The organism is Streptomyces sp. NPDC090994 (assembly GCF_044768905.1).
Classification (GTDB): domain Bacteria; phylum Actinomycetota; class Actinomycetes; order Streptomycetales; family Streptomycetaceae; genus Streptomyces.
The window spans coordinates 130,984-144,672 of the sequence record NZ_JBIVWS010000007.1 but is presented as its reverse complement, the minus strand read 5'-3'; the positions used below and the strand labels follow the sequence as shown (position 1 = coordinate 144,672).

The 13,689-nt window shown below is 74.3% G+C and carries 12 protein-coding genes and 1 pseudogene; 4 read left to right on the top strand and 9 right to left on the bottom strand.

Annotated elements, in window-relative coordinates; genetic code table 11:
* Position 1: 1 nt before the first annotated feature.
* The 4 genes from ACIQR3_RS17675 to ACIQR3_RS17660 form a co-directional block, all read right to left on the bottom strand.
* Positions 2–1,507 carry a metallophosphoesterase family protein gene (locus ACIQR3_RS17675; protein ID WP_403539594.1) on the bottom strand — a complete coding sequence of 502 codons (1,506 nt, stop codon included), beginning with the start codon at positions 1,505–1,507 and terminating at the stop codon, positions 2–4.
* A 114-nt stretch (positions 1,508–1,621) separates the two neighbouring features.
* Positions 1,622–2,467, bottom strand: coding sequence for an MHYT domain-containing protein (locus ACIQR3_RS17670; protein WP_403539591.1), 846 nt, complete (start codon positions 2,465–2,467; stop codon positions 1,622–1,624).
* Positions 2,468–2,585: 118 nt separating this feature from the next.
* Positions 2,586–3,341 carry a dienelactone hydrolase family protein gene (locus ACIQR3_RS17665; RefSeq protein ID WP_403539588.1) on the bottom strand — a complete coding sequence of 252 codons (756 nt, stop codon included), beginning with the start codon at positions 3,339–3,341 and terminating at the stop codon, positions 2,586–2,588.
* A 153-nt stretch (positions 3,342–3,494) separates the two neighbouring features.
* Complete coding sequence (locus ACIQR3_RS17660) at positions 3,495–4,115, bottom strand: L-threonylcarbamoyladenylate synthase (protein WP_403539587.1); 621 nt, start codon at positions 4,113–4,115, stop codon at positions 3,495–3,497.
* Between the two features lie 116 nt (positions 4,116–4,231).
* Here ACIQR3_RS17660 and ACIQR3_RS17655 point away from each other — a divergent pair, with 116 nt between their 5' ends.
* On the top strand, positions 4,232–5,725 hold the full coding sequence (locus ACIQR3_RS17655) for a helix-turn-helix domain-containing protein (RefSeq protein ID WP_403539584.1): 1,494 nt from the start codon (positions 4,232–4,234) through the stop codon (positions 5,723–5,725).
* Between the two features lie 162 nt (positions 5,726–5,887).
* Here ACIQR3_RS17655 and ACIQR3_RS17650 read toward each other — a convergent pair whose 3' ends face one another.
* Genes ACIQR3_RS17650 through ACIQR3_RS17640 form a run of 3 tightly spaced genes read right to left on the bottom strand, consistent with a single transcriptional unit; the run spans position 5,888 to position 8,452 of the window.
* Entirely contained in the window at positions 5,888–6,928 is a 1,041-nt protein-coding gene (locus ACIQR3_RS17650; protein WP_403539581.1) for an NAD(P)-dependent alcohol dehydrogenase, read from the bottom strand.
* A gap of 42 nt (positions 6,929–6,970) precedes the next feature.
* A complete protein-coding gene (locus ACIQR3_RS17645; RefSeq protein ID WP_403539579.1) occupies positions 6,971–7,759 on the bottom strand; it encodes an SDR family NAD(P)-dependent oxidoreductase in 789 nt (262 codons plus the stop codon).
* Between the two features lie 9 nt (positions 7,760–7,768).
* On the bottom strand, positions 7,769–8,452 hold the full coding sequence (locus ACIQR3_RS17640; protein ID WP_403539578.1) for a TetR/AcrR family transcriptional regulator: 684 nt from the start codon (positions 8,450–8,452) through the stop codon (positions 7,769–7,771).
* A 174-nt stretch (positions 8,453–8,626) separates the two neighbouring features.
* Here ACIQR3_RS17640 and ACIQR3_RS17635 point away from each other — a divergent pair, with 174 nt between their 5' ends.
* Both ACIQR3_RS17635 and ACIQR3_RS17630 read left to right on the top strand, forming a co-directional pair.
* Positions 8,627–8,863, top strand: a complete 237-nt coding sequence (locus tag ACIQR3_RS17635; protein WP_403539576.1) for a hypothetical protein — start codon at positions 8,627–8,629, stop codon at positions 8,861–8,863.
* Between the two features lie 318 nt (positions 8,864–9,181).
* Positions 9,182–10,840 carry a catalase gene (locus tag ACIQR3_RS17630; protein ID WP_403539573.1) on the top strand — a complete coding sequence of 553 codons (1,659 nt, stop codon included), beginning with the start codon at positions 9,182–9,184 and terminating at the stop codon, positions 10,838–10,840.
* Between the two features lies 1 nt (position 10,841).
* Here ACIQR3_RS17630 and ACIQR3_RS17625 read toward each other — a convergent pair.
* Positions 10,842–11,806: pseudogene (locus ACIQR3_RS17625) on the bottom strand (fructosamine kinase family protein).
* Between the two features lie 91 nt (positions 11,807–11,897).
* Between ACIQR3_RS17625 and ACIQR3_RS17620 the strand changes: the two are divergent.
* On the top strand, positions 11,898–12,221 hold the full coding sequence (locus ACIQR3_RS17620) for a hypothetical protein (RefSeq protein ID WP_403539570.1): 324 nt from the start codon (positions 11,898–11,900) through the stop codon (positions 12,219–12,221).
* 14 nt (positions 12,222–12,235) lie between these two features.
* Here the strand turns inward: ACIQR3_RS17620 and ACIQR3_RS17615 are convergent, their stop codons facing one another.
* Positions 12,236–13,471, bottom strand: coding sequence for an SLC13 family permease (locus ACIQR3_RS17615; protein ID WP_403539567.1), 1,236 nt, complete (start codon positions 13,469–13,471; stop codon positions 12,236–12,238).
* Positions 13,472–13,689 lie beyond the last annotated feature (218 nt).

The window sequence follows — 13,689 nt, the reverse complement described above, 5'->3', positions numbered from 1 at the left end:
GTCACACCAGCGGGATCGTCACCTCGTCCTCGACCGGCGGGTCGGTCTCCTGCGCCCGGTTGCCGGTGGCGGCGAAGCAGCGCAGCCGCACCGCCTCCGGGGTGACGTCCAGCCGCAGGAAGCACTTGAAGAACGGCGGGCTGTACGTCGCCGAACCCGGTGAGAACAGCTGCGTGTAGAACTTGCGCACCGGCAGCCGGAATCGTTTCCTCTTCTCCGGCCGCCGCCCGGTGCCCAGCAGCCCGGCGACCAGCCGGACCCGCCGGGTGACCCGCGCCGCCCCGGCCCCCTGGGCGCGGGTCGGCCCGATGCCGAGCCGCTCGGCGATCACGGCGGTCGCCTCGGCCTCGGTCAGGGTGAAGAAGCGGCGCAGCCGCAGACGGCGTCCGTAGAGGGCGCTGTAGAAGGCGAGGGAGTCGCCGCGCAGCGGGTAGCAGCGGAAGTCCCGCTCGGTGACGCCGCCGACCGAGACCCGGGGAATGGTGTGGGTGGCGTGCGTGAACGCCCCGCCGCCGCCCGCGACCACGTACTGGATCGTGCGGCCGTCCACGTCGACCGGATAGCGCTGGTAGTTGTGGATGTCACCGCCGATCGCCGCGACGTAGTGATGGGCCGGGTCCCGGACGATGTCGTCGACGGTGCCGCCGCCCTCGACGGGGCACGGGTGGTGCTCCCCGTCGACGTACAGCGGGGAGCCGGTGACCAGGATCTTCGGCCGCGGTCCCCGGGACACCTCGCGCAGCCACGCCCCCTGTCCGGCGTCCACGGTCCCCAGCAGCCCGGTGTCGATGCCGACGATGCGCACCGGGCCCGCGTCGATCGCCCAGTACGGTCCCGGCTGGACGGCCCGCTGCTCGGGCGCCGACCGCAGCCGCCGCGCCTCCGCCAGGCGCCGGCCGTCGTCCGGGCGCGGCCGGTGCCACAGCAGGGAGCGCAGCCAGGCGCGGGTCAGCGGCCGGGGCTTCGGCTCCGGCGGCAGGGGCGGGGCGTCGTCGCAGAAGACCCGCATGAAACCGCCGAGGTCCTCGTACCAGTCGTGGTTGCCGGGTATCGCGTAGATCGGTGCCCGGTAGTCCCGGTAGGGGCGGAAGAACTTGGGGCCGTAGTCGTCGGCGCTGCCCACCGGATAGATCACGTCACTGGCGAGCACGGCGAACCGGGTGTCCCCGCCTGCCCGCAGCAGTCCCGGCACGACGGCGTACTGCGGATCGTCGCCCTCGCCCGTGTCGCCGATGACCAGGAAGGAGAACCGGTCGGGGTCGTCCCGGCGGATCACCTTGTCGGCGGGGGCCCCGGCCGCCGCCCGCTGCGCCACCCAGCGCCCCCGGGTACGGCCCGTGGGATCGCCGAGCCAGGAGGCCAGGACGCCGTTGCGGGCGGCCCACAGCATCCGCGGGTCCAGCCAGGAGATCTTCTCGACCCGCTCCGGCATGAGCCGCCGGTACGCGCCGCGCTCCGCGGCACCCCAGCCGGCGCCTTCCGCGGTGTCACGTGAGGAATCAGCCATCCCGGCACCGTAACAACGCCTGCCGGCCGGGCCGGAGGCGGGATGATCGGCCAACGGTGGCCGGGCACGGGCGAGTTCGCGCGCGCGGTGACGCCTGCGCCGGGCCGTGCGCCGTCAAGGCCGCCGGGACGGCGAGGAGTCCGGGCGCGGGCCGGCCGACGCGTACGGCGCCCCGCCGTGCGCAGCGGCCCGCCCGGACGGTGCCGGAGCGCGGTTCCGGTCGTCCTCGCCCAGGACCAGCAGCGGGTCGAACATGACCACCACCCCGGCCAGCAGCAGGAAGACGGCCGGGCCGAGCAGCATCGGCAGCAGCAGCGCGGCCGGCGAGTCGCCGTCCCAGGTGCCGCCCGAGGTGCCGTGCACATGGACGCTGACCGCGGCCATCCCCGTGTAGTGCATCCCGGTGACCGCGACACCCATGACCATGCTGGCCCCCAGACTCGCCAGGAAGCCCCGGACGCTGACCGCCGCCCACAGCGCGGCACCCGCCGCGGCCACGGCGATCACCAGGGAGAGCCCGACCGTCAGGACGTCGTAGCTCAGGTCCCCGTCGAGCCGCAGCGCCGCCATGCCCAGGTAGTGCATGGCGGCCACCCCCAGGCCGGTGACCAGGCCCGCCAGGGCCAGCGTGCCGGGCCCGGTCCCGCGGTAGCCCACCGTGAACACGCCGACGCCGACCACGACGACCGCCACCAGGAGGCTGAGCACGGTGAGCGGGACGTCGTAGCGGACCCGGGTCTCCTCGACGCGGAAGCCCAGCATGGCGATGAAGTGCATCGTCCAGATCCCGCAGCCGATCGAGGCCGCGCCCAGCCCCAGCCAGCCCGCCTTGAAGGAGTGGGGGCTGAGCAGCGTCCGCACCGTGCAGCGCAGCCCCAGCGCCCCGCCCAGGCAGGCCATCAGATAGGCCGCCACCGGCGTCACGAGCCCGTACCGGAACCCGTCGACCGTGCCTTCCATGAGCCAACTCCCCCCGAAGTCATGGCATGCGGTGCAGGAAGGTTTCTACGGGGCCCGGTCGTGCAAGTGCAAGGGTTTCCGGAGGTGAGGTGAAACGTCCTCTTCCGGAACGACTCCTTCAGAACGTCCGCTTCAGCAGGTCCAGCAGGGCCGTCCAGTGCCGTTCGGTCGCCGCCTCGTCGTACGCGGCGGTGTCGGCCTGGGTGTACCCGTGCGCCGCGCCGGCGTAGACCTCGCAGCGGTGCCGGACGCCGGCCCCGGTCAGCGCCGCCGCCAGGCGCTCCTGCTGCTCGGGCGGCATGGCGTGGTCCTGGTCGGCGTGGGCGAAGTACACCTCGGCGGTGATCCGGTCGGCCAGCAGGTGCGGGCTGTCCGGGTCGTCGGTGGCCAGTCCGGCGCCGTGGAAGCCGGCCGCGGCGGCCACCCGGTCGGGGTAGGTGCCCGCCGTGTACAGCGCGAGCCGGGCGCCCATGCAGTAGCCGGTCAGCGCGACCGGCCCGTCGGCCGCCTCGGGGCGCGAGGCCAGCCAGTCGAGGTACGCCCGCGCGTCCCGCATCGCGAGGTCCGGGGTGAGCGACTGCATGATCGGGCCGAGCCGCTGGAAGATCTCCGGCCGCGCCTGCGGGTCGATGAACTCCGGCAGGTCCACCACCGGCGCCCGGCCGTGCCGGTAGAAGACGTTGGGCACCAGGACGGTGTAACCGGCCCCGGCGAGCCGGTCGGCCATGGACCGCAGCTGCGGGCGCGGCCCGAAGGCGTCCATGTAGAGCAGGACCGCGGGATGCGCCCGCCCGTCGTCGGGACGCGTCAGATACGCGTCGGCGGTGCCGTCCTCGGTGGGGATGTCGACAGCGGTTCCCTGTACGGCGGTCATGGCTGGGCTGCCTCTCTGCGGTGACGTCGGCACACGGCCGCCCGCGGCACGGGGCTGACCGGAGATCATCGTGACACGTCCGTCCCCGGGGCGGACGAGCCCCCTGGGCCCGGCAAGCCCCCGTGACCTGCGCTCGGCCGGCTTTTCACCCGCTCACTCGAAGCGCGTCGGGTCGCCCGCCCCGCGGCGCACGATCTCCGGCTCGCCGCCCGAGAAGTCGACGACCGTCGTCGGCTCGGTGCCGCACTCCCCGGAGTCGACGACCGCGTCGACCACGTGGTCGAGCCGGTCCTTGATCTCCCAGCCCTGGGTCAGCGGCTCGTCCTCGTCGGGCAGCAGCAGCGTGCTGGACAGCAGCGGCTCGCCCAGCTCGGCGAGCAGGGCCTGGGTGACGACGTGGTCGGGGATGCGCACACCGACGGTCTTCTTCTTGGGGTGCTGGAGCACCCGCGGCACCTCGCGCGTCGCGGGCAGGATGAAGGTGTAGCTGCCGGGCGTGGACGCCTTCAGCGCCCGGAACACGTCGTTGTCGATCCGTACGAACTGGCCGAGCTGCGCGAATTCCTGGCACACCAGGGTGAAGTGGTGCCGGTCGTCCAGCTTGCGGATGGACCGGATGCGGTCGATGCCGTCCCGGCTGCCCAGCCGGCAGCCCAGCGCGTAGCAGGAGTCCGTCGGGTAGGCGATCAGCGAGCCCGAGCGGACGCTGTCGGCGATCTGGGCGATGCTGCGGGGCTGGGGGTTGTCGGGGTGCACGTCGAAGTACTTCGCCATCCGCCGAGCTTAAGCCCCCGGCCCCGCCCGGCCCCGCCCGGCCCGCCCCGGCCGTCCGGCCGGGATGATGGGGCGGGGAACCGAAACACCCGAGAAGACGAGGAGAGAGGGACGACGTGGCGGGCCGGGACGAGGACAGCGGGCACGTGCGGTGGGCGGAGGAGCTGCTCGGCCGTCTGAAACCGGCCGGCGACGACGTGGGCGGTGTCGTGGACTGGCTGGCCGGCGCCCTGCGCGCGGCCGTGTCCCTGCGCGACGGCAGCGGGCGGCTGCTGGCCGGCACCCCGGTGGAGCCGGACGAGGAGCTGGTGCGGGACCTCACCGCCGGCCGGATCGCCTCCGCGGCCTTCCAGGACGCCGGACGCCACCTGCGTCTGGTCCGCGTGGACCACGGTGGCACGGAACCGGCGGCCGTGCTCGCGGTGGCGCGCGAGACGCCCTTCGACCGGACTGCGTCCGGCATCGTCGCGCACACCGGGCGGGCGCTCGCCCTGCTGCTGGCCGCCCGCGCCTCGGCCGAGGCCGGGTACCGGCTGGAGCGGGCCACCTCCGACCTGCGCCTGGCGATCCTGCAGCTGCTGATGGTGGAGGAGATCGTCTCCGCGCGCCGGGTCGCCGCGGGGTTCTGGCCGGGACTGCTCGACACCGACACGGCCAGCGTCTACGTCGTCGAGACCGACCCCGACCGGCGCGACCGGCTTGCCCGGGAGTGCCGGGACGCCACCCGGGAGGGCGCCCTCGTCGTGCGCTGCCCCGCCATGGACGGCCATGTGATCGTGGTGGCGCCCCGCGAGAGCACCGGCGACGAACTGCGGGCCCTGGTCCAGCGGCACCCCGGGGTCCTGCTGGGCGGCAGCGTCCGGCAGAGCCTGGTGCGCACGGCCACCGCCTACGGCCAGGCCGTCAGCGCCCTGGCCGTCGCCCGGATCCGTCCGGAGCGGGCAGCCGTGTACGCCGAGCGGACCTCTCCCGAGCGGCTGATCGACCCGGCGGCGCTGCGCGGCTGGACGGCTCGGACACTGCGCCCCCTGGACGGGCTGGCCCACCACACCCGGGCCGAACTGCTCGCCACCACCCGGCTCGGCCTGGAGTTCACCGCCGTCAACGCGGCCAAGATACTCGGCATCAGCCGCAACACCGTCCGGGCCCGCATGGACCGGGTCGCCGCGCTGCTCGGCACGGACTTCTCCGACCTGACCGTCCGGGCCACCGCCCACCTCGCGCTGAACGCCGAGGCCGGCTTCGACCCGCACCCCGCCGACCGGGACACCGAGCGGCCGGACCGGACCTGCCTCACCGAGCTGCTGACCGACCCCGCGCCGCGCGCCTGGGCCGGTGACCTCCTCGGCCGGCTGGAGCCCGACCCCCGCAACCTGCGGCGCACCCTGCGCACCTGGATCGCGGCCGGCGGCAACGCGGAGCGGACCGCGCGGACGCTGGGCCTGCACCCGCAGACCGTGCGCGACCACGTCCGCGGCGCCGAACCGGTCCTGGAGCGGCAGCTGCTGGCCGGCGGCGGTGACCTGTACGAGGTCGTCCTGGCCCATCTGGCCGTGGGCGACCTCGACCGGCCGGCGCTGTGCGGCACGAAAGCGGACCATCCGGACTGACCTGTGCACGGGTGAGTCCCCGGGGCCGGGCAGCGGGCACCGGCACGCTTCACAGCGGCCGGGCCGCCCCCTAGGTTCGGACACCGCGGGGGACACCACGGGGGACGACGCGGGGGCACGACCGGAACGGGGGACCGGTCGCGCCTCCGCGTGACCGGCCGGTCAGCCGTTCGGCAGGATCACCGCGCGGCCGTTGACCTTGCCCTCGTGCAGCCGCTCGTAGGCGAGCGGGGCGTCGTCGAGGGAGTACGTCTCGGTGTGCACCGACACCGCTCCCGCGCGGGCCAGCGCCAGCACCTCCATCAGCTCGCCCCGGCTGCCCCAGTACGGCGCCGACACCGACACCTCGAACGGCGTCAGGCCGAACCCGACCGGGAACGGCGCCCCGCCGATCCCGACCAGCGCGACATCGGCCTCGACGCCCGCGACGCCGGCGGCGGTCCGGACGGTCGGCGCGACGCCGACGAAGTCGAACACCGCCTGGGCGCCGACCGGCCCGGTGATCTTCCGGACCGCGTCGACGGCCCGGTCGTCGGAGCGCACCGTCTCGTGGGCGCCGACCTCACGGGCCAGGCGCAGCTTGTCCTCGCTGACGTCGAGGGCTATGACCCGGGCGGAGGTCAGCGCGCGCAGCAGCTGGATGGCGACGTGCCCGAGACCGCCGGCGCCGATGACCACGGCGGTCGAGCCCGGGCCGAGCTTCGGCAGGGACTTCTTGACGGCGTGGTACGGCGTCAGCCCGGCGTCGGTCAGCGGCACCGCCGCGACCGGGTCGAGGCCGTCCAGCGGGACCAGGTGCCGGGGGTCGTCGACGAGCAGGTACTCCGCCATCGACCCGGGGCGGCCGAGCCCCGGCGGGTGGATGCCCAGCTCGTCGGCGCGCAGGCAGTAGTTCTCCTTGCCCTCCGCGCACTTGGCGCAGGTGCCGCAGCCCCAGGGGCCGTACACGGCGACCGCGTCGCCCTCGCTCAGCCCGGTCACGCCGTCACCGAGCGCGGCGACCGTGCCGACGCCCTCGTGGCCGAGGGTGAGCGGCAGCGGGTAGGGGAAGCCCTCGGCGGGCCATTCCATCACCGCGATGTCGGAGTGGCACACCCCGGCCGCGGTGACCTTCAACAGCACCTGTCCGGGCCCGGGTTCCGGGTCGGGGACCGTGACCACCTCGGGGGGTGCCCCGATGGTGCGGTACTGCAGAGCCTTCATGGTCGAACTCCTTCGTTCTGTCGTCTCCCCCGTGGGCGGGACTCAGACGGCGGTGTAGGCGCCGTCGACCAGGTGGTAGCTGCCCGCGATGAAGGACGCGCGGTCGGACAGCAGGAAGACGATCAGCTCGGCGACCTCTTCGGAGGTGCCCAGCCGGCCGGCCGGGTGCAGGGCGACCAGGCCGTCGTAGGCGTCCTTGTCCATGGTCTTCAGCAGCGGCGTCTCGATGAAGCCGGGGCCGACCGCGTTGATCCGGATGCCCTTGGCGGAGTACTCGGCGGCGGCCGTCTCGGTCAGCCCGACCACACCGTGCTTGGCGGCGACGTACGCCGAGGAGCCGGCGAAGCCGACCTTGCCGAGGATGGAGGCGACGTTGACGATGGCGCCGCCCTTGCCCGCGGCCTCGATGACGGGCAGCTCGTAGCGCATCGAGTAGAAGACGCCGTCCAGGTTGGTGCGCACGACGCGGCTGTAGGCGTCGATGTCGTACGCGCCGGTGGGGGCGGACGGGCCGCCGATGCCGGCGTTGTTCACCGCCAGGTCCAGCGAGCCGAAGGTGTCGACGGCGAACCGGACGGCCGCCTCGACGGACTCGGGGCTGGTCACGTCCAGGGTGACGGCGGCGGCCTCGAAGCCCTCCGCCTTCAGGTCCGCGGCGGCCTTCTCGGCGCCCTCGGCGTTGTAGTCGGCGACGACGACCTTGGCGCCGCCGGCGCCGAGGCGGCGGGCGGTGGCCAGGCCGATGCCGGAGGCGCCGCCGGTGACCAGGGCGGTGCGGCCGGCGAACTCGGACGCGTAGTCGGTGACGGGGGTGGTACCCGCAGTGTTCATGGTGTTCTCTCACTCTTCCGTGGTGCTGTCGGGGACCGCGGCCGCGATCTCCGAGGTCAGGGCGTCGTAGGCCCGCTCCACGAGGGCGGCGAGGTCTGCGGCTCCCGAGTTCTGGTCGCCGGTCCGGGCCCAGACGCGCAGTGCGGCGACCAGGACTCCGGCGGCGGCGTCGACGACGGCGGCCGGGCGCACGTCGCGGGTGGGGTCCGTGCCGAGCCGGTCGGCGACGATGCGGATCGACTCCTCCTGGGCGTCGACCCGGATGCGCTGGTAGGCGCCGAAGAGGGCGGGCTCGCTGTCGACCAGGGCCAGCAGCCGCCGCATCCGCGGGCGCAGCTGCCGGGGCGGGTCGTCCGGGTCGGTCAGCCACGCGTGCACCGCCCGGCGGTAGGCCGTCAGCGGGGGCTCGTCGGCGGGACGGCACCGCAGCAGCGCGTTGATCCGGTCGCCGTCGCGGCGGACGAAGTCCAGGGCGGCGTCCTCCTTGCCCGCGAAGTGCCGGCTGAAGGTACGGCGGGTGACGCCCGCGCGCTCGGCGATGGCCTCCACGGTCGTGGCCGCCGTCCCCTGTCCGAGGATCAGGTCGCAGGCGGAGGCCGACAGTGCGTCCCGGGTCTGCCGCGCCTTGCGCCGGCGCCGGTCGTCGGGGGCACCGGGCGCGCCCGGGGTGTCCGTGGGCTTCGCTGCCGTCATACGTCCCACGGTACACCCGAAAATGTCCCAGCGGGACATGTGTCCCGCTGGGACATTTTGAGAGGGGGCGCCGGCGGCCGGCCGTGTGCCGCCGCGGGGCAGGGGTACCCGGCCGCACCGAGAAGGGGCCTGAGAAGGCTCTGGCCGAACAGACGCGTGAAGTGGAGGCCCGTAATGACCAGCGGAGCGGAGACCGGCGGTGTGACCGGTACGCAGGACAAGGACTACAACCTCATCTGGTACGTCGAGTCGTGCCTGAACAACGCGCTGCGCCTGGAGACGTACATCCAGGACGCCGAGCGGGACAAGGACACCGAGGTCGCCGAGTTGTTCCGCAAGGCCCAGGCGGACAGCCGCAAGGGCGCCGAACTGGGCAAGGACCTGCTGCGCGCCCGGCTCGCCCAGGGCTGACCACGGCACGCCCCCGGGCCCGGCCGCAGTGACGGACGCGGTGGCCGGGCCCGTCGGGGTCCGTGCGGAGGCGGCCATCGGAGTGTTCCGTGGCCGGCCGGGCGTCGGCCACGGACCGGCGGTGGTCCCACGACCGGGTCCACGATGCGCCGTTCGGCCCTGTCCGGCCGGTCGCGGGGCTCTTCGGGCCGTGTCAAGGTCACAGGTGACCGACCCCGCGCGGCCGGGTACCCGGGACGTCCACGCGACCGGCCGACGGCCGCCGCCTCGTCACGCGCATCGCCCGCGGCGGCCACGAGTCGAAGGAGCCGAAGGAAAATGACCGACGTATCGAGCCAGGGTCCCGCTCCCGGCGACGACCGGAAGGTGCTCACCAACCGGCAGGGACACCCGGTCTACGACAACCAGAACCAGCGCACGGTCGGCGCCCGCGGGCCCGCCACGCTGGAGAACTACCACTTCCTGGAGAAGATCAGCCACTTCGACCGGGAGCGCATCCCCGAGCGCGTCGTCCACGCCCGCGGGGTGACCGCGTACGGCTTCTTCGAGGCGTACGGCGCCTGGGGCGACGAGCCGATCGACCGGTACACCCGGGCCAAGCTGTTCCAGGAGCGCGGCAAGCGCACCGACATCGCCCTGCGGTTCTCCACCGTCATCGGCGGACGCGACTCCTCCGAGGCCGCCCGCGACCCGCGCGGCTTCGCCGTGAAGTTCTACACCGAGGACGGCAACTGGGACCTCGTCGGCAACAACCTGGGCGTCTTCTTCATCCGGGACGCCATCAAGTTCCCGGACGTCATCCACGCCCTCAAGCCCGACCCGGTCACCTTCGAGCAGCAGCCCCGGCGCATCTTCGACTTCATGTCGCAGACCCCGGAGTGCATGCACATGCTGGTCAACCTGTTCAGCCCGCGCGGCATCCCGGCCGACTACCGCCACCAGCAGGGCTTCGGCGTCAACACCTACAAGTGGGTCAACCAGGCCGGCGAGACCAAGCTCGTCAAGTACCACTGGATGCCCAAGCAGGGCGTGCGCAGCATGACCGAGGAGGACGCCGCCAACGTGCAGGCGGACTCCACCGGCCACGCCACCAAGGACCTCTACGAGGCGGTGGCGCGCGGCGACTACCCCGAGTGGGAGCTGCTCGTCCAGATGATGGACGACCACGACCACCCGGAGCTGGACTTCGACCCGCTGGACGACACCAAGACCTGGCCCGAGCAGGAGTTCCCGCCCAAACCGGTGGGCCGGATCGTGCTGAACCGGATGCCGGAGAACTTCTTCGCGGAGAACGAGCAGATCTCCTTCGGCACCGGCGTCCTCGTCGACGGCCTGGACTTCTCCGACGACAAGATGCTGGTCGGCCGGACCTTCTCGTACAGCGACACCCAGCGCTACCGGGTCGGCCCCAACTACCTCCAGCTCCCGGTCAACCAGGCCAAGAACGCCACCGTGCGCACCAACCAGCGCGACGGCTTCATGGCGTACCACATCGACGGCGGCGAGAACCCGTCGGTCAACTACGAACCGTCGATCACCGACGGCAGCCTGCGGGAGGCCGAGTACCCCACCCACGACGAGCAGGGGCCGGAGATCCGCGGCCGGGTCACCCGCAAGCGCATCCCGCGCACCAACGACTACCTCCAGGCAGGGCAGCGCTACTGCCTGATGGAACAGTGGGAGCGCGACGACCTGGTGAAGAACTTCGTCAACCTGCTCTCCCAGTGCGACCGGCCGGTGCAGGAGCGCATGGTGTGGCACTTCCTGCTGGTCGAGAACGACCTCGGGCTGCGGGTCGGCGAGGGACTCGGCATCTCGCCCGAGGACGTGGCGGGCCTGGAGCCGCTGGCCAGCCAGGACCTCACCGACGAGGACCGCAAGCGGCTGGCCAACCTCGGCAAGAACCCGCCGCGCGACGTCGAGGGCCTCACCATGACCCACTGCGTGCCCGACGAGCGGCACGTCGTGACCCGGTGAGTCAGCGCCGCGGCGCCGCCCGGGCCACCGCGACGGCCTGCTCGGCGTAGCCCCGGCCGAACAGCACGGCGTGCACCGGCAGCGGGAACAGCTGGTGCACGCCGACCCGTTCCCGCCGGCCCGCGGCGAGCGGCGCCGCCCCGTCGTAGGCGTCGAGCACGGCCGCCAGGCGCCGGCAGCCGAAGAGGCCCAGCATCGCCAGGCCGGTCTCCCGGTGCCCGCCGTGCGCCGCCGGGGCCGGTCTTCCGGTGCCTGCCGTGCGCCGCCGGGGCGGTCTTCCGGTGCCCGCCGTGCGCCGCCGGGGCGGTCTTCCGGTGCCCGCCGTGCGCCGCCGGGTCGATCAGCCGGACCGCGCCGTCGGCGCCCCACAGCACATCGCCGTTCCACGGATCGCCGTGCAGCCGGGCCGGCGGCTCCGGGGGCCCGGCCGGCTCGGGCAGCCGCGCACAGAGCTGTTCGACGTCGGCGGCCTCCGCCGGACGCACGGTGCCGTCGTCGACCGCGCGGCGCAGGTACGGCAGCCGGTGCTCGGCGTACCAGCCGGGCCAGTCCGCGCCAGGCGCGTCGCGCAGCGGCGCCCGTCCGATGTGCGCCCACTCCGGCCCGCCGGGCGGCACGGTACCGAACGCGGCGGCCCCGGCGGCGTGCGGCGCGGCCGGGGCCGCCCGAACCGCCTTGCGGCCCGGACGTCCGGCGGGGTTCGGCCACCAGGCCGGTGACCGGCCGGCGCCGGTCCGCGCCGCGCACCGCGGGCAGCCGGACCGCCCCGGCGTCCGCCGGCCGGCGCAGCCCGGCCGCCTCCGCCCGGACCGCGGCCTCGTCGTCGCCCCGCTTGACCACCGCCGTCCGCCCGTCGTCGAGGGTGACCTCGGCCGGCCCGGCGGACCGCCGGCGCCCGCCCGTCACCGCCCGCCCGGTGAGCCGCGCCGCCGCGGCCCCGGGCCCCTCGCCGTCCGTCGCGTCCATGGCGGCCACCCTGCTCCGGGGAGCCGCCGACCCGGTGAATACCGCCGCGCACGCCGATCGAACGGCCCGGGAGCGGGGGACCAGTGAGATCATGACCAGTTCAGCGTTCCCCCGCACGATCATCCTGCCGCCCCCCGTCTGCGAGCAGGCCGCGCAGCACCTCGAACAGGCGGTGCGGCGGGCCATCGACGGTGCCGCCGCCCCGTGGCGCGCCTTCCGCGGCGCCGACGACGAGGACTTCGAGATCCCCGTCTCCGTGGTCGAGCAGGCGGCGGGCTGTCTGCTGGTGCTGGCCGCCGAGAGCGCCCAGAACCTGCGCCCCTCCGCGCTGCGTGCCCTGATCACCGTCGCCCTCCATCTGCGCGACGCCGCCGAGGCCGTCCGCCGTCCCACCCTCCCGACCACGCCGTGGTGACCCCGTAGGAGGGCTCAGGCGCCGACGACGCGCAGTGACACCCACAGCGCCACCGTGGCCGCCACCAGCGTGGTCGGTACGGCGATCAGACCGAGCCGGGTGAAGAGGCCGATGTCCGCGGCGATGCCGTGCCCGTGCAGGACACGCCGCCACAGCAGGGTGGCCAGCGAGCCGACGTAGGTCAGGTTGGGGCCCAGGTTCACGCCGATCAGCACCGCGAGGACGGGGCCGGGGCCGGCCGGCGCGGCCAGCGGCAGCAGGGCCAGCACGGCCGGCAGGTTGTTGACCAGGTTGGCCAGTACGGCGGCCACCGCCGCCACCCCGAGCAGCGCCGGCAGGGAGTGCCCCGAGGGCAGCACCCGGCCCAGCCCGTCGGCCGGGCCGCCCGCCACCACGGCCTGCACCACGACGCCGAGCGCCAGCACGAACAGGCAGAACAACGGGGACGCGGCACCGGCCAGCTCCCGGACGGTGGCCCGGCGCCGCAGCAGCGCCCGGCCGCCGAGCAGCACGACACCGCCCAGCGCCGCCCACGCCGGTTCCACCCCGAACGGCGACGTGACGGCGAACCCGGCCAGGGTCAGGGCGAGCACGACGAGCGTGAAACGGGGGACGGCGGGCCCTACCGCCTCCTCCGTCTCCTCCGCCTTCGGTGAGGCGGCCTCCGGTGAGGCGGGCACGGCGAGGTCGGCGCGGAAGAAACGGCGGAAGACCGCGTACTCGACGCCGACCGAGACCAGCCACGGCAGCGCCATCAGCACGGCGAACCGGGTGAAGCTCAGCCCGCTCGCGGTGAACGCCAGCAGGTTCGTCAGGTTGGAGACCGGCAGCAGCAGCGACGCGGAGTTGGCCAGGTGCGCGACGGCGTACAGATGCGGACGCGCCGGGGCGCCGGCCCGGACGGCGGTGGCCAGGACCACGGGGGTGAGCAGCACGACCGTGGCGTCCAGGCTGAGTACGGCGGTGACCGCGCAGGCCAGCACGAACACCCCGGCCAGCAGCCGCCGCGGGCTGCTCCCGTACCGGCGGGCCACCAGCGCGCCGGCCGCCTCGAACAGGCCGTCCCGGGCGCACAGGTGCGCCAGCACCAGGATCAGCGCGAGGAAGCCGACGACCGGCAGCAGGTCGCGGACCTGCGTCCAGGCCGCGTCCGGCGTGACCGCGCCGAGCGCCACGGCCAGGGCGGCGGCGGGTACGGCGACCGTGGCCTCCGGAAGACCCCGGGGGCGTACGACGGCGAAGACCAGCACGCCCAGCAGCAGGGCGACCGGGACGGCCGCGGAGAGGACGGCGGTACTCAGTGGTTCTCCTCAAGCTTCGTGGTCGGTGGACCGGGTGACGCTGGCCGGCGGCCGGCGGTCGACCGCCCAGGATCGCACCCCTGACCTCGGCGGACACCGCGTCTGCCGAGGTCGCGGCACGGATGTGGCCGACGCCACGGCGCCGGGGAGATCCGGGCCACGGAACG